This is a genomic window from Ruegeria sp. ABM4_193, from assembly GCF_056158705.1.
Map to the genome: position 1 here is coordinate 491,303 of NZ_JBSWTT010000001.1, position 15,903 is coordinate 507,205.

The 15,903-nt window shown below is 57.6% G+C and carries 15 protein-coding genes; 1 reads left to right on the forward strand and 14 read right to left on the reverse strand.

What is annotated here, in order from left to right; translation table 11 throughout:
• Positions 1-12: 12 nt before the first annotated feature.
• The 11 genes from ACXADZ_RS02425 to trpS all read right to left on the reverse strand — a co-directional run bounded on the left by ACXADZ_RS02425 (position 13) and on the right by trpS (position 9,560).
• A complete protein-coding gene (locus ACXADZ_RS02425; protein WP_171093630.1) occupies positions 13-981 on the reverse strand; it encodes an ABC transporter permease in 969 nt (322 codons plus the stop codon).
• Positions 981-2,075, reverse strand: coding sequence for an ABC transporter permease (locus tag ACXADZ_RS02430; protein ID WP_171093627.1), 1,095 nt, complete (start codon positions 2,073-2,075; stop codon positions 981-983). Before ACXADZ_RS02430 ends, ACXADZ_RS02425 begins: the two co-directional genes overlap by 1 nt.
• 1 nt (position 2,076) lies before the next feature.
• Positions 2,077-3,606 (reverse strand): ABC transporter ATP-binding protein, encoded by a 1,530-nt coding sequence (locus ACXADZ_RS02435; RefSeq protein WP_171647382.1) that lies wholly within the window; start codon positions 3,604-3,606, stop codon positions 2,077-2,079.
• A gap of 88 nt (positions 3,607-3,694) precedes the next feature.
• On the reverse strand, positions 3,695-4,693 hold the full coding sequence (locus ACXADZ_RS02440; RefSeq protein ID WP_171093623.1) for a BMP family lipoprotein: 999 nt from the start codon (positions 4,691-4,693) through the stop codon (positions 3,695-3,697).
• A 157-nt stretch (positions 4,694-4,850) separates the two neighbouring features.
• The gene (locus tag ACXADZ_RS02445; protein WP_475192429.1) at positions 4,851-5,264 is read right to left on the reverse strand and encodes a GNAT family N-acetyltransferase; all 414 of its coding nucleotides are present in this window, start codon (positions 5,262-5,264) and stop codon (positions 4,851-4,853) included.
• The gene (tsaB, locus tag ACXADZ_RS02450) at positions 5,261-5,851 is read right to left on the reverse strand and encodes a tRNA (adenosine(37)-N6)-threonylcarbamoyltransferase complex dimerization subunit type 1 TsaB (protein WP_475192431.1); all 591 of its coding nucleotides are present in this window, start codon (positions 5,849-5,851) and stop codon (positions 5,261-5,263) included. Before tsaB ends, ACXADZ_RS02445 begins: the two co-directional genes overlap by 4 nt.
• The gene (locus tag ACXADZ_RS02455) at positions 5,841-6,404 is read right to left on the reverse strand and encodes a NifU family protein (protein WP_171647376.1); all 564 of its coding nucleotides are present in this window, start codon (positions 6,402-6,404) and stop codon (positions 5,841-5,843) included. Before ACXADZ_RS02455 ends, tsaB begins: the two co-directional genes overlap by 11 nt.
• A 69-nt stretch (positions 6,405-6,473) precedes the next feature.
• Positions 6,474-7,067: a DsbA family protein gene (locus ACXADZ_RS02460; protein ID WP_475192433.1), complete on the reverse strand. Its 594-nt coding sequence runs from the start codon at positions 7,065-7,067 to the stop codon at positions 6,474-6,476.
• A 9-nt stretch (positions 7,068-7,076) separates the two neighbouring features.
• Complete coding sequence (locus ACXADZ_RS02465) at positions 7,077-7,532, reverse strand: universal stress protein (RefSeq protein WP_171093614.1); 456 nt, start codon at positions 7,530-7,532, stop codon at positions 7,077-7,079.
• A gap of 77 nt (positions 7,533-7,609) precedes the next feature.
• Complete coding sequence (locus tag ACXADZ_RS02470) at positions 7,610-8,473, reverse strand: branched-chain amino acid aminotransferase (RefSeq protein WP_171093612.1); 864 nt, start codon at positions 8,471-8,473, stop codon at positions 7,610-7,612.
• A 58-nt stretch (positions 8,474-8,531) separates the two neighbouring features.
• Positions 8,532-9,560 carry a tryptophan--tRNA ligase gene (trpS, locus tag ACXADZ_RS02475; protein ID WP_475192435.1) on the reverse strand — a complete coding sequence of 343 codons (1,029 nt, stop codon included), beginning with the start codon at positions 9,558-9,560 and terminating at the stop codon, positions 8,532-8,534.
• 86 nt (positions 9,561-9,646) lie between these two features.
• On the opposite strand from trpS, the gene ACXADZ_RS02480 reads away from it, so the two are divergent.
• Positions 9,647-10,333 (forward strand): rhomboid family intramembrane serine protease, encoded by a 687-nt coding sequence (locus ACXADZ_RS02480; protein ID WP_475192437.1) that lies wholly within the window; start codon positions 9,647-9,649, stop codon positions 10,331-10,333.
• Here the strand turns inward: ACXADZ_RS02480 and murJ are convergent, their stop codons facing one another.
• The 3 genes from murJ to ACXADZ_RS02495 are packed head-to-tail and all read right to left on the reverse strand — an operon-like array spanning position 10,334 to position 15,823.
• Positions 10,334-11,875 carry a murein biosynthesis integral membrane protein MurJ gene (gene murJ / locus ACXADZ_RS02485; RefSeq protein ID WP_475192439.1) on the reverse strand — a complete coding sequence of 514 codons (1,542 nt, stop codon included), beginning with the start codon at positions 11,873-11,875 and terminating at the stop codon, positions 10,334-10,336.
• The gene (locus ACXADZ_RS02490) at positions 11,872-14,691 is read right to left on the reverse strand and encodes a [protein-PII] uridylyltransferase (protein WP_475192441.1); all 2,820 of its coding nucleotides are present in this window, start codon (positions 14,689-14,691) and stop codon (positions 11,872-11,874) included. The genes murJ and ACXADZ_RS02490 overlap by 4 nt, the downstream gene beginning before the upstream one ends.
• Positions 14,651-15,823, reverse strand: a complete 1,173-nt coding sequence (locus ACXADZ_RS02495; protein WP_475192442.1) for a penicillin-binding protein activator — start codon at positions 15,821-15,823, stop codon at positions 14,651-14,653. The genes ACXADZ_RS02490 and ACXADZ_RS02495 overlap by 41 nt, the downstream gene beginning before the upstream one ends.
• Between the last annotated feature and the right edge of the window lie 80 nt (positions 15,824-15,903).

The following is a 15,903-nucleotide window of genomic DNA, read 5'->3' on the forward strand; positions in this document are numbered from 1 at the left end:
GAACTGGACTTATCAGCGTTCCTTTACGTATGGTTCGCCACCGGCGCGTGGGGGAACGGCTTTGCCGACAAACCCGGCCAGAATCACAACTGTCAGGATGTAGGGCAGGGCGTCCATCACCTGTACCGGGATCACAATTCCGCCCAGGTCGATATTCTGGAAACGCAGGGCAACGGCTTGCAACAGGCCAAACAGCAGACAGGCCCACATGGCATGCCAGGGGCGCCATTTCGCAAAGATGAGCGCCGCCAGTGCGATGAACCCGCGCCCGGCTGTCATTTCCTTGACGAACCCGGCCTGCAATGCGGTGGCCAGATAGGCACCCGCAATGCCGCACAAAACGCCACAGATCGCGACTGCTGCGAAGCGCAGGCCAACCACGGATACGCCCGCTGTATCAACCGCAGCGGGGTTCTCACCCACTGCCCGCAATCGCAGGCCAAAGCGGGTGCGATACAGAACCCACCATGTCGCCGGAACCATCAGAAACGCCACATAGACCAGGATCGAGTGACCCGAGAGCAATTCGGAATAAATCGGGCCGATAATCGGCACACCGCTGATTGCTTCCGCAAATGGGAAATTGATGGGCTCAAATCGCCCACCTCCAAACAGGGACGGTGTCCGCCCGCCTTGCTGGAACCAGCTTTGGGCGACCAGTACGGTCAAACCCGAAGCGAGAAAGTTGATCGCCACGCCCGAGATAAGCTGATTACCTCGGAATGTAATTGACGCCAGCCCGTGGAGCCCCGACAGCAACAATGAAGCTGCAATGCCCGCCAGCAAGCCCAACCAAACTGAACCGGTAACAGCCGCAATGGCTGCGGAAAAGAACGCCGCTATCAGCATTTTGCCTTCGAGGCCAATGTCAAAGATACCAGCACGTTCCGAATAAAGCCCGGCCAGACAGGCCAGCAGCAGCGGGGTGGACAGGCGGATGGTCGAATCCAGGACCTGGATGAGGGTAACGAAGAATTCCATCACTCAGCCCTCTTCCGCATACCAAGGAACAGTTTTTCAAGCGGCATTCGCACCATGTTGTCCAACGCCCCGGTGAACAGAATGACCAACGCCTGAATAACAACGATCAGCTCACGCGGGATCGAAGCCCACAAGGCCAGTTCCGCCCCGCCCTGATAGAGGAAACCAAACAGCAAGGCGGCCAGAAAAACGCCAAACGGGTGGGACCGGCCCATCAGTGCGACTGCGATACCAATGAAGCCCGCGCCCTCGGTCGAATTCAGAACCAGCCGCTCGGCCTCGCCCATCACGTTGTTGATGGCCATCAAACCAGCCAGCGCGCCTGAGATCAGCATGGCTATGATGGTGATCCGAACGGGCGAAATACCAGCGTAAACCGCCCCGGTTTCCGAGTGGCCATAGGCGCGGATTTCATACCCCAGCCGGGTCCGCCAGATCAGCGCCCAGACAACGACACAGGCCAGCAGCGCGATGAAGAACGTGATGTTCGCCGGAGCCCCGCGGAACACCACATTCTCAGCGGTTGAGAACATCGACTGGAAGGTCGGCAGGTGAACGGTTTCGGGGAATCGTGCGGTGGCTGGGTCCTGCGATCCTTGCGGGCGCATGATGTTGACCAGCATGTAGTTCAGGAACGCGGCTGCGATAAAGTTGAACATGATCGTGGTGATCACGATGTGGCTGCCGCGTTTGGCTTGCAAATAGGCCGGAATGGCGGCCCAAAATGCGCCGAACAGCATTGATGCGGCGCAGGCCGCAAGCAAGGCAATGCTCCAATGGGGCCAATCGACATAAAGGCAGACCATAGCGACGCCAAGCCCGCCCAGCATCGCCTGACCTTCGCCGCCGATGTTAAAGAGACGTGCGTGGAACGCCACTGCAACCGCAAGTCCGGTGAACATGAAGTTTGTCGCGTAGTAGAGCGTGTAGCCCCAGCCATAGGTCGACCCCAGCGCGCCGGTCACCATCAGCTGAACCGCTTCGATTGGGTTTTCTCCAATGGCGAGGATGACCAGCGCCGACAGGATTGCGGCCAGTATCAGACTGATCAGCGGGATCAGGATGACATCGGCCCATTTGGGCATTTTTTCCATGTTACGCGGCCTCTCCCGCAACACCGGCCATCAACAGGCCCAGTTCTTTTTCATCCGTCTCATGGGGCAGTCGTTCACCCATGATGTGTCCGTCAAACATCACCGCAATCCGGTCGGAAAGCGAAAAGATCTCTTCCAGCTCGACCGAGACCAACAGAATGGCTTTGCCCTGATCACGCAGAGCGACGATCTGCTTGTGAATGAACTCGATCGCACCGATGTCTACGCCGCGTGTGGGTTGTCCGACCAGCAGCAGATCCGGGTTGCGCTCGATCTCGCGTGCGACAACGATCTTTTGCTGGTTGCCGCCAGAAAAGCTCTTGGCCGCCAACCATGGATCGGGCGGGCGGACGTCGAATTTTTCAATCTTGGCTTCGGTATCGGCGCGCAAGGCGGCATTGTCCATGAAGATGCCGCGTTTGTATGCCGGGTCACGATGATAGCCGAAGGCGACGTTTTCCCACGCGTGGAAATCCATAATCAAACCTTCGCGCTGCCGGTCTTCCGGCACATGTGCGATATGCTGGGCGCGGCGGGCCTGACCGTCCGATCCTGCGCCACTCAGTGCCAAAGGCTGACCATTCAATTTGATCGAACCCTGGCCCGGGCGCATACCGCCCAGAACCTCAAGCAGCTCGGATTGTCCGTTGCCAGCCACCCCGGCGATGCCGACGATTTCACCAGCGCGGACTGTCAGGTCAATACCTTTGACTCGTTCCACACCTGTCGAATCGAAAACGCTCAGCTTTTCAATCTCAAGAATGGGTTTACCGGGTTTGGCAGGAACTTTGTCGACCTGAAGCAGAACCTTGCGGCCTACCATCAGTTCGGCCAACTCTTCGGGGCTGGTTTCGGACGTTTTGACAGTTGCCGTCATCTGTCCCCGTCGCATGACCGAGACGGTGTCGGTATTCTCCATGATCTCACGCAGTTTGTGCGTAATCACGATGATCGTTTTCCCCTCGGCCCGCAGGCGGTCGAGAATGCGGAACAACTGATCTGCTTCAGCTGGGGTCAATACGCCTGTTGGTTCGTCCAGAATCAGAATCTCAGCCTTGCGATACAACGCCTTCAGAATTTCGACGCGCTGTTGCATACCGACACCGATCTCGTCGATGCGTTTGTCTGGGTCGACGAACAGTTCGTACTCTTCTTCCAGGTCTTTCAACTCTTTACGCGCCTTGGACAAAGACGGGGCGAGCAGCCCGCCATCTTCGGCACCCAGCACGATATTTTCCAGAACGGTAAAGTTTTCAACCAGCTTGAAATGCTGGAATACCATCCCGATGCCAGCAGCGATTGCGGCCTGGCTGTCAGGGATATCTGTCTTGGATCCGTTGATCCAGATTTCGCCTTTGTCGGCTTTGTAGAAGCCGTAGAGAATGCTCATCAGCGTGGATTTGCCCGCGCCGTTTTCACCGATGATCCCGTGTATTGTACCGGGGGCGACACTGATCGAGATGTCTTTGTTGGCCTGAACCGGCCCAAAGGCTTTGGAAATCCCTTTGAGCTCAATGGCGGGGACGGTCATGTCTTGTCCTCAATTGCCGAAAGGGCCGCACGGACGGCGCGGCAGAGTGGAAAACGGGGCGGAGGAAACCCCCACCCCGTATGTATTTTTAGAACTGCAGTGCCGGGCAGCTGTCGTTCTCGTAATAGCTGACAACGTTGATGTCGCCGTTGATGATGGCGCTACGCGCATCGTCTACAGCGTCTGCCATGCGGACGGACACGAGTGCTTCGTTGTTTTCATCCATCGCAACGCCAACACCGTCTTCGGCCAGACCCATGGTGAAGATACCGGTTTCTACGTCGTCGCCTGCTTTCATTGCTTCATAAACGGCAACATCCACGCGCTTGAGCATCGAGGTCAGAACTTTGCCCGGATGCAGGTGGTTCTGGTTGCTGTCCACGCCAATCGACAGGATGCCTTCGTCGGCAGCGGTTTGCAGAACGCCAACGCCGGTGCCACCGGCGGCTGCGTAGATCACGTCTGCGCCTTGGCTGATCTGTGCCTTGGTCAGTTCAGATCCTTTCACAGGATCGTTCCATGCAGCCGGAGTGGTGCCGGTCATGTTGGCCACGACGTTGATGTCAGGGTTCACAGCCTTGGCACCCTGCGCGTATCCACAGCCAAAGTGACGGATCAGCGGAATATCCATACCGCCGATGAAACCAACAGTGCCCGATTCCGACGCCATCGCGGCCATCATGCCAACCAGGTACGAACCTTCATGCTCGGCAAAGCCAATCTGACGGATGTTTGGAATGTCCAACCAGTTCACGTCAACGGCGACGAACTTGGTATCCGGATAATCGCCCGCGACTGCTGACAGCGGATCAGCCATACCAAAGCCCATGGTGATGATCGGGTTTGCACCGGATTCGGCAAAGCGGCGCAGGGCCTGCTCACGCTGTGCTTCCGACTGGATTTCGATCTCACGGTACTTTCCACCGGTCTCATTTGCCCAACGCTGCGCGCCGTTATAGGCGGCTTCGTTGAACGATTTGTCAAATTTGCCGCCCAGATCAAAGATCAGCGCCGGTTCAGCCAGAGCGGCACCTGCAGTCAGAGCGACGGCAGCGGCAGCGCTCATCAAGGATTTCATCAGGGTCATTTCGGTCTCCCAGTTTTATGTTGGCACGGGATCAGATTAGTCCCGTTTACCCACGTTTAGCGAGCATAACTGTTGTGATGGCGGGTATTAAGGGGGTTTGCAACCGTCATGGTCAATTGATTCCTGACCAAATGGTCCAAAAAATGTTCACTTGCCCTTAGGGCAGGCGGCATTCCATCACAAGAGCGTCGGTTTTTATGCCCGTATCGCGCGAATAATACGCACGCCGCACGCCGCAGCGATGATACCCGCAGCGTTCATACAAGGCGATTGCCGCCACATTGTCAGCTGCGACGTCCAGAAAGGCCCGGTTTGCCTCCATGGCCGCGGCCTGACGGTGCCATTCACGCATCGTTTCCAGGGCCAGCCCCTGACGTTGTACCGAAGGGTGAGTCGCAATTGTCAGCAACTCGGCCTCTCCCGCGATCACCTGAAACAACGCAAAGCAGCGCGGATCACCAACGTAATACGTAAACGGGTTGTCCAGAAGACTTTCAAATTCGCTGGCAGACCAGGGGCGCGACTGCGTGAACGCAGCGGCATGGGTCGTTGCCATATCGTGAGGCGTCATTCGTCTAACAAGACCGGAGGCACATCACGCGACGGGGCCGCGTCTGCGGGCCGGACATACAGCGGTGCCGGCGGTGCGCTGACATCGCGCCAACGTTCAGCCGTCAGACGTGCAATGGCTTGGGCGTGTTGGTCCGGGTCATTGCAGGAAAACAGCGATCCAAGTGCCTCGGCCTCTACCCTGGGCATCAGGCGTGGATCATTGCTGACGGCCTGAACATAAACCTGATCGCGCGGGGCTGGTATACATGGAATCTGGTCCGCACCGCCGAGCTCCATCAAGGCATCGAAGCCTGAAACACCAACGGCAGGGACGCAGAGGCCCAAGGCAAGCCCGCGTGCGGCAGAGACTGAGATTCGAATTCCAGTGAAATTACCCGGGCCGACACCCACGCCTATGGCGTCAAGATCGGACCACGCGCAACCACCCTGGGCGAGTATGTCTTCGAGCATCGGCATCAGGCGTTCGGCTTGCCCGCGCGACATTACTTCGGCCCGAGAAGTTATGATTTCACGACCGCGCAACAAAGCGGCCGCGCAATGCGCGGCCGATGTATCAAATGCCAGGATCGTCGGGTCAGACGGCAACAGGGCGGACCTCGGTCACTTCGGGGATGTAGTGACGCAGCAGGTTTTCGATACCCATCTTCAGTGTCAGCGTCGAAGACGGGCAGCCTGCGCAGGCCCCCTGCATGTGCAGGTATACGATGCCGCGATCAAAACCATGGAAGGTGATGTCACCACCGTCCTGAGCCACCGCAGGACGCACGCGGCTGTCCAGCAGGTCTTTGATCTGGTTGACGATTTCAGCGTCTTCGCCAGTGTGCTCCGCATGGCCAGATGCGGCAGTTGCATCTGCACCCATAACAGGCTGACCGGATTGGTAATGTTCCATCACCGCACCCAGGATCGCCGGTTTGATGTGATCCCACTGAACCTCATCGGATTTGGTGACAGTGACAAAATCGTTGCCAAAGAACACGCCGGTCACACCGTTAACAGCAAAGATTCGTTTGGCCAGAGGAGATTTCTCGCCCGCTTCTGGCGTTGGGAAATCTGCAGTTCCAGCCTCAAGCACCGTTTGGCCGGGCAGAAATTTCAACGTGGCCGGGTTTGGGGTGGATTCGGTCTGGATGAACATGAGGCAGCTCCGTCTGATGTGCCTCTGATATGCGCGCAGGGACGCGGGAAGTCAAGATTTGGAACGGTTCTAAATTGAAGCCGCGTGTTCCAGCGCCTCATCCAGACGGTCATCGCCCCAATACAACTCTGCTTCGACCAGAAAACTGGGCGCTCCGAACAGATCAAGGTCTTTGGCGCGGTTGGATTGCGCAAACAGCGCAGCCTTGATGTCCGGGTCCTGCACGCGGCCCAAGGTGTCAGTTGGCAAGCCTGCCGTTTCCAGACAATCCATCAGCACATTCTGATCCGAGATATCGCGCCCCGCTCCAAACTCTGCGCTATAGACCGCCCTGACAAAAGCGGCCCGCTCTTTTTGACAATCAATAGCCAGCGAGAGACGTGCTGCCGAAAGAGAATTCTGCGGAAAGGGATCAGGTCGCACAAATGGCAACCCCCGCGCCGTACACAGGCGTTCCATGTCACGCCACATGTACCGCCCCTTGGCAGGGTAGAGGTTAAACGGAGACGTTTGCCATCCCTGAGCTGCAAAAATGGGACCAAGCAGAAAAGGGTGCCATTCGACCGAAACACCCCTGGCTTGCGCCGCGGCTTCTATTCGCATTGCGCTGAGATAGGAATAGGTCGACGCGAATTCGAACCAGAACTGTGTCGTCTTCGCCATCGTCGGTCCTCAGGTGATTTCTTCCAGCTTTTCTTTGCTCAGATCGCCGGGAACAATGGTGATCGGGATCGGAAGGCTGCCCGAGTTTTTCGTCAACTGAGTCACCAGCGGGCCTGGGCCCTTTTTGTCGGTGCCCGCCCCAAGTACAAGAACTCCGATTTCGGGATCAGACTGAACATGTTCTATGATCTGTGGCACCGGATCGCCTTCGCGGATGGCCAGTTCGGGTTCCACATTCTGTTTGTCGCGCATCCATTTTGCAAAAACCTCGTAATGCGCATGGATACGTTCACGCGCTTCTTCGCGCATGGTTTCGGCGACTCCGATCCAATGGTTGAACTCGTCTGGCGGGATCACCGACAGTATCGTCACTCCGCCACCGGTATGTGCGGCACGCATCGCGGCAAAGCGCATGGCGTTCAAGCATTCGCGGCTGTCATCCAGAACAACTAGAAACTTACGCATGGGTGTCCTCTTCAAGTTTCACAGATCATGCCCCAGCGGTTGCGTTGTGGCAACTCGGACACGTTCAAAGTGACATGCTAGCGTTCGCTTGCAGCCCAATCCCAGTAAAGTCCACGGGCGCGGCGGGCAATAGGGCCAACTTGAAATTGCGTATCGTCCAGAGCTGTAACAGGTGTCACCTTGTTCATGTTGCCTGACATGAACACTTCGTCTGCCCCGTGAAAATCCTCGAAACTCAAAACCGTTTCGTGGACCGCAACACCGTCGTCGCGCAAGTTCTTGATATGTCGCGCGCGCGTGATCCCCGCCAGAAACGTGCCGTTGGGGGCCGGGGTGAAGACCTCACCATCTTTGACCATAAAGATGTTGGCCGTTGCGGTTTCAGCCACGTTCCCCATCGCGTCAGCGACCAGAGCGTTCGAGAACCCCTTTGACCGGGCCTCTTGCAACATGCGTGCGTTGTTGGGGTACAGGCAACCGGCCTTGGCGTTTACAACTGCACTTTCCAAAACAGGGCGGCGAAACCTTGTGGTTGTCAAAGTGACCGAGGCTGTGTCCGGTGCCATCGGGATCTCTTCCAGACAAATGGCAAAGCCTGTGCTGTTTTCCTGTGGGACAATGGCGGTCTGGTCGCCGTCGATCCCCCAATACATCGGCCGAATATAGACAGCGGTATCTGCGTCGTAGGATTGCAACCCTTCGCGCACCAACTCCACCATATGTTCAGCTGTTACAGTCGGGGTCAGCATCAAAGCTTCTGCAGATCGGTTTACCCGCGCACAATGCGCGTGCAAGTCGGGTGCAAGGCCCTCGAAATATCGAGCGCCATCAAAGACGGAAGACCCCAACCAGGCCCCGTGATCGGCGGCGCGCATGATGGGGGCATCCCCTTCGTGCCACTGGCCTTCGAAATATGTGCGGATATTCTTGCCTGTTGCCATGATGCCCTCCCAAGCTTTGGGCAAACCTAGGAGGGCGTCAGAAAAAGGTCCAGTGCAATCAGCGTGATGCTGACCCAACCATGCCTACGATTTCGTAGGTCTTGTGCAGGATCGGAGCAGCAATCTCACGCGCACGCTCGGCTCCGCGTGCCAGGATGCGATCAATTTCAGCCTGATCTGCCATCAAACGAGACATTTCGGTCGAGATCGGCGCCAGTTTCGCCACCGCCAGATCGGCAAGCATCGGTTTAAAGTCACCAAACTGCTTGCCGCCGACCTCGGCCAGAACCTGCTCGACACTTTGATCGTTCAGCGCCGCGTAGATATTGACCAGATTGCGCGCTTCGGGGCGATCCTCGAGCCCATCAACATCCGACGGCAGCGCGTCCGGGTCGGTCTTGGCCTTACGGATTTTCTTGGCAATCGCGTCGGCATCATCGGTCAGGTTGATCCGGCTCATGTCTGACGGATCGGATTTTGACATCTTCTTGGACCCGTCCCGCAAGCTCATGACGCGGGTGGCCGCGCCTTCGATTACCGGCTCGGTGATTGGGAAGAAGTCGACGCCAAAGTCGTTGTTGAACTTGATGGCGATATCACGGGTCAACTCCAGATGCTGTTTCTGATCCTCACCGACCGGCACATGGGTCGCGTGATAGATCAGAATGTCAGCCGCCATCAGCGACGGGTAGGCAAACAACCCCAGCGAAGCGTTCTGCTGGTTCTTGCCTGCCTTGTCCTTCCACTGGGTCATGCGTTGCATCCAGCCCATCCGGGCGACGCAGTTAAAGATCCAGCCCAGTTGTGCATGTTCGGGCACCTGGCTTTGGTTGAACAAAATCGACTGTTCGGGGTCGATGCCCGCTGCGATGAAGCCTGCGCATAATTCGCGAGTGTTGTGGGACAGCGCGGCGGGGTCCTGCCATGTGGTGATCGCGTGCAGATCGACCATGCAATAGATGGTTTCGAAATCTGCACCCTGCATATCCACAAAGCGCTTCATTGCGCCCAGATAGTTGCCCAGGGTCAGCCCGCCCGAAGGCTGGATGCCGGAAAACACGCGCGGCGTGAACTGGGTCTCGGTCATCGAAGGGAACTCCCGTCTGGAAAAATCAGCCCCCGTCGCTTACCCATGAGGCACAGGGACGTCAACAGCCGCGAAAGGCCCGCCCAATGAGCAGTGAGCATTACACACCCGCCGTGAACCCTTTGCCGCCCGTTGTTGTGGCGCTGGTTCTGTTCATCATCGGCATTGAACTCGCCTTTACGCTGGGATCGCGCGGTTTGGTCGGAGGGCCAACAGCGGTCGGCTGGCGGCTGGACGCAATACAACATTATGCGTTTTCGGCGGATATCTTCGACTGGATGGTGCTGAACGGGCGCTGGCCGTTTGAACATGTGATCCGGTTCGTGACCTATCCGTTTGTCTCGGCCAATTTCACGCAGGCGGTGTTTGTTTGCGTCTTCGTTCTGGCCATGGGCAAGATGGTCGGTGAAGTGTTTGGCGGCTTCCCCATGCTGCTGATCTTTGTTGTCTCAGGGATCGGGGGGGCGTTGGCCTATGCCGTGCTGCTGGATCCCCGCTATCCTCTGATCGGAGGGTTTCCATCAGTTTACGGCCTGATCGGCGCATTTACCTGGTTGTTGTGGCGAAAGCTGTCTTTGGTTGGCGCAAATCAGGCACGGGCATTTCAGCTCATTGCCGTTCTTATGGGCATTCAATTTCTGTTTGGTCTGATCTTCGGCGGCAATTGGGAGTGGGTCGCCGATCTGGGCGGGTTTGCCACCGGTTTTGGCGTTTCTTTCCTTGTCGCACCCGGCGCCTGGGATCGAATCGTTGGGCGCATACGCCGCGATTGATCAGGAGCGGCGCAGGGCGCGTTTGAACTCGGAAAGTTTGAATGCGCCCAAGAGGTGGCCCAGGCCGAAGTAGGAAGTCGCAGCGACCATAATCAGGACAAGCAGCGCCAGATATCTCCAACCGGGAACATTCAACGTCCAACCAAACGCCAGAAGCGCCGCATACAAGACCACGCCCATGCCAATTGAGGCCAGCACGATCCGACCCGCGCGCTGTTTGAACCGGTCATCGAACCGGGCTTCGTCTCCCATTTTGCGCGCGCCTATGGCCAACAGAACGACCATGGCCCAACCCGCTGTTGATGCAGCAATCGCGGGTGCGATCCAGCCCACAAGCGGGAATAGGCCAAACGCCAGAGCCGCATTCACGATCATTGCCACGACAGCATAGTAAAACGGAGAGCGCGTGTTCTCGCGTGCGAAATACAATGGTTGCAGCAGTTTTTGCAGCATGAAGGCAGGTAGTCCGATGCCATAGATGGCAACGGCCAGCGCTGTGGCTGTGGTATCTTCAGTGGTGAATTGCCCCCGTTCGAACAGCACCGAGACCAGCGGGTTCGGGATGACCAGAAACGCCACGGTCGAAGGCAGGGTCAGCAGCAACATGAACTCTCCGGCTCGGGAAAACGCGTTGCGCGCGCCTTCTTTGTCTTCGGCGCGCAGACGGCGTGACAGGTCGGGCAGCAGAACAATACCGATGGCGATACCAACCACGCCAAGCGGCAGTTGGTACAGCCGATCTGCCGCAAACAGCCAGCTCACGGCCTTTTCGGTTTTCGACGCCACCAATTGACCGACCACCAGATTAACCTGCGTGACCCCCATCGCCAGAGCGGCAGGGACCGCGATGCGGACCATCCTGCGCATCTCGGGCGTGAGTTTAGGCAGGCCGGGCCGAATGCGGATACCAGCCCGTTCTGTTGCAACCCAGACCAGCGCCAATTGAGCGATACCTGCAGCCGGAATAACCGAGATCAGCCACCGAATGACCTCGCCGCCTGAAAGGGCTCCGGCGATCAGCGCCGTGCAGGCAAAGATGTTCAGCAAAACCGGTGCGGCAGCCGCAGCCGCGAACCGACCGGTTGCGTTCAGGACGCCGGAAAAGAGGGCGGCCAAAGACATGAACAGGATGTAAGGAAAGACGACATAGCCATAGTCCACCGCCAAGTCGAACCGCTCGTCGCCATAGAATCCTTCGGCTGTCAGCCAAACCAGACCGGGCATGAACACCAGCGCCAGCCCAACCAGTGCCAAAACGGCCAGCGCCAACAGGTTGAACGCATCCTGCGCAAAGCCCTGTGGGTTCTCATCCGCTTCCAGCCGCTTTGAGAACATGGGCACGAAGGCCGCGTTAAAGGCACCCTCGGCAAAAAAGCGGCGGAACATGTTCGGCAGGCGGAAAGCTGCAACAAACGCGTCCATCACCGGCCCGGGGCCGATCAGCGCGGTCAACAGAATTTCCCGCAGAAACCCAAGTATACGGCTGGCGAGTGTCCAGAAGCCAACTGTGAAAAATCCCGAAATCAACCGGATTTGCTTCATGATGCGGCACGCTCGGCGCCTTCGGTGATCGCCTTGCGCAGCTTCGCCTCCAGTCCGCGTTGTTTGCTCTCGGAATGGTATTTTAATCCGAACATGTCCTTGACGTAAAAGGCGTCCACTACCTGTTCGCCGTAGGTCGCAATCACAGCATTGGCAATGTACACATTCGCCGCCGCCAACGTCCGGGTCAGGTCATAGAGCAGACCGGGGCGATCGCGCGTATCAACTTCGATGATCGTGTAGATTTCGGATCCATCATTGTCGAAAGTGATATGGGTCGGCACGTTGAAGGCCCGTTCGCGTTTCTTGATTTTGTCGCGTGATTTCAGGGCTTCCTTGGCAACCACTTCGCCGCGCAGTGTCTTGTGGATCATCTGCGTCAGGCGGGGCAGGCGCGCGGCTTCGAAAGGACGTCCTTCAGCGTCCTGAATCCAAAACGCATCTGTGACGTAACCGTCTTTGGTTGTGTAACTTCGGGCATCCACGACGTTTGCGCCGACAAGGGCCAATGCCCCGGCAATGCGGGCAAAAATCCCTGGATGGTCGCCCATTGCAAAGCAAGCCCGCGTTGCGTCGCGATCTTCGTCAGGTTCAAGCCTGATCTCCATCGCGCCCGGATCACCACTTTGGTCCAGTGCGTGCAGCATCTCTGCAAACTCGACATGCGTCGCCATATTGAGGCCCTGCCAATACGGATCGTAGTGACGCGCTGTTTCAGTTTTGAGGTCTGACTTGGACCAGCCCGCCAATTCCGTGCGAAGTGCTTTCTTAGCCTCAGCCCCGCGATTGGCGCGGTTGAGGTCTTCCATACCAGTTTCCAGCGCACGCTTGGTTTCTGCGTGCAAGGCGCGCAGCAAGGTGGCTTTCCAATTGTTCCAGGTGTTGGGGCCGACGCCGCGAATATCACAGACGGTGAGAACGGTTAGCAGATCCAGCCGTTTGACCGTTTGTACGGCCTTGGCGAAATCACGAACGGTGCGTGGGTCTGAAATATCGCGTTTTTGCGCCATGTCTGACATCAGCAGGTGATACCGGACCAGCCATTCAACCGTTTCCGACTCTGATTTGCTCAGCCCCAATCGTGGGGCCACTTTGCGCGCGATCTGTGCACCCAGGATCGAATGATCCTCGGGCCGACCTTTGGCAATGTCGTGCAGCAGTAGCGCGACATACAGCACTTTTCGATTTACGCCGCGCTCAAGGATCGAAGAGGCAAGCGGCAAGGATTCCACCAGTTCTCCGCGTTCGATCTGGGCAAGGTTGATGATGCACTGGATGGTATGCTCGTCCACTGTGTAGCTGTGATACATGTTGAACTGCATCATCGCCACGATGTGTTCGAACTCGGGCAAAAAGGCCGACAGGACGCCCAATTCGTTCATCCGTCGCAAAGCACGTTCCGGGTTGCCGTGTTTCAGCAAAAGATCCAGAAAAATCCGCTTGGCTTCTTTGTCGTTGCGCATTTCGTCATCGATCAAATGCAGGTTGGCGCTGACCAGCCGCATCGCATCCGGATGGATCAACATTCCGGTGCGCAGCCCTTCTTCGAACAAACGAAGAAGGTTCAGTTTGTCCGACAGGAACGCATCGGGGTCGGCTACGTCGAGGCGTCCGTGAACCACTTTGTAGCCAGCCTTGACCTTTGGTCTTCTGCGGAAAATACGCTCCAACAACGGCGCGCCTTTCATGTGGAGCGCTTCGAGCTTGGTCAGGAAGATCCGTGTCAGCTCACCGACCCGAGTGGCCTCGCGGAAGTAGCGCTGCATGAACACTTCGACCGCGCGCCGCCCGGCGCGATCCTTATAGCCCATGCGTGCGGCCACTTCGACCTGCATGTCGAAGGTTAGCTGTTCGGTGGCGCGGCCCGTCACCAGATGCAGATGCGATCGCACGGCCCACAGGAAATCTTCGGCCTGAACAAAGGTCTCGAACTCTTCCGGGGTGAACAGACCCAGAGGAACGAGTTCTGCCACGTCCTGCACGCCATAGACATATTTTGCGATCCAATAGAGCGATTGAAGGTCACGCAGACCGCCTTTTCCTTCTTTCACATTGGGTTCGACCATATAGCGCTCACCTTGTTTGAGGTGGCGTTCGTCCCGTTCTTTCAGCTTAGCTTCGATGAATTCGCGTTCGGTTCCTTTGAACAAATCGCTTTTCAGACGTTGATCCAGCTCGTCCGCCAGGGCCTTGTCACCGGCCAGATAGCGTTGTTCCAACATGGCGGTGCGGATCGTGAAATCCTCGGCGCCCAGCCGCAAGCAGTCTTTTATCGTACGAGAGGAATGGCCGACTTTCAGCCGCAAGTCCCACAGAATGTAGAGCATCGATTCGATGACGCTCTCGGCCCAGGCTGTGATTTTGTAGGGGGTTAGGAACAGCAGGTCGACGTCCGAAGATGGCGCCATTTCCCCGCGCCCGTATCCGCCAACGGCCAAAACCGCAATCTTCTCGCCTTGGGTGGGCGTCGCAAGCGGATGTAGGCGTGTGCTGGACACCAGCATCGCCGTACCGACCAGCTGATCCGTTAGATAGGTGTAGGACCGCGTCAGTGCGCGCGCCGCAAAGGGTTGTTTGCCAAAGGCTTCGGCAATAGCAGCGCGCCCGGCCTTTTGCGCGTCGCGCAGAATACGCACCGTTTCAGACCGCATTTTGCTGTTGTCTGCGCATGACTCAAACGCCAGCGCTAGCGCGTCATTGACGCTGGCACTGTCGAAGATGTCTTCAGCGGGGCAGATTAATGAGGTTTCAGGCACAGGGCTGGCGCCCGGCAGATCAGAAGCCGGCGCCAGAGAAGCTTTGTGGGGCAGGGTCAATCACAACCACCTGTTTGTTCTGGATCGTGGCGACGGCCAGACCGCGTTCGTTGGTGCCGTTCGGACGCAGGCGGAATATGCCGCCAACGCCCTGGAAACCGGCGTTCTGAGTCAGGGCTGCAGAGGTCAGAGCATCGGATTTGCCCTGGCTGACCAACGCGCCGATGGCTGCGATACCGTCATAGGCCAACCCGCTGATCGGATGGGGCGCTTCGCCATATGTCGCGTTGTAACGTTGGCGGTAAGCTTGTGCCTTGGACGGATCAGGCAGGGCAAACCATCCACCCTGAACACCCGGCAGTTCCAATGTTTGCGGGGGAATATCCCAGCGCGTCAGACCGATGAATTGCGTCGTGGCCTGTGACACTCCAGCCTCGGGCAGCAATTGCGAGAACAATGGCAGCGCACCAGCCGTTGTGGCCGTCAGGAAAATCGAATCGGCCCCTGTCGAATCAACTGTGGCTTTGATGGAGGGCACCGAGTTGATAACGCCTTGCTGCGAGCGGTCGTATCCAACAGTGCCGGCGTTGTTGACCCGGCTGCTGGCCAGCGCGCTGGCAATGGCGGCTTGTCCCAGCTGACCTGCGGCGTCGTTGCTGTGCACGATCACCGTATTAGCCTTGCCCTGGCTGCCCGCATAGCTCACCAACCGGTTGGCCGTATTGTCAAACGTAGGGCCAAGGACAAAGACGTTCCCACCCGCTATGCTGGTGTTGTTCGAAAACGAAAGAACGTTGATATTGTTGTTCAATACCGCCAACCCGGCGGCATTTGCAGCCTGCGCGTAGACCGGTCCGATGATGATCTTGGCGCCGTCCGCAACGGCTTGCTGGGCCACCGCTGTCGCCGTGTTCGGGTTTCCGGCAGTGTCGTAAACGCGCAGGTCAATTGTCACGTTAGGCAGATCAGACATTGCCAGACGCGCTGCATTTTCCAGACTTTGCGCCAATGCCGCATCGCTTGACTGGCCAGATCCGCTGGGAACAAGTAAGGCAACCGGGACCGGAGCAGAGGTATTGATCGAAGGTCCACCCCCAAGGCCGCCCGGTTCACAGGCGGCCAGAAACGCCGCGGTTGTCAGGGCAGCAGCAGCTTTCGCCAACTTGCTAACGGGCTTGCAAACGGTGAACATCTAAATGAAAACTCCCTGATCCGACGGCTATGAATGCTTCTGTTCTGTCGAGCCGCGATAATAAACGTCACGCTGTGAGG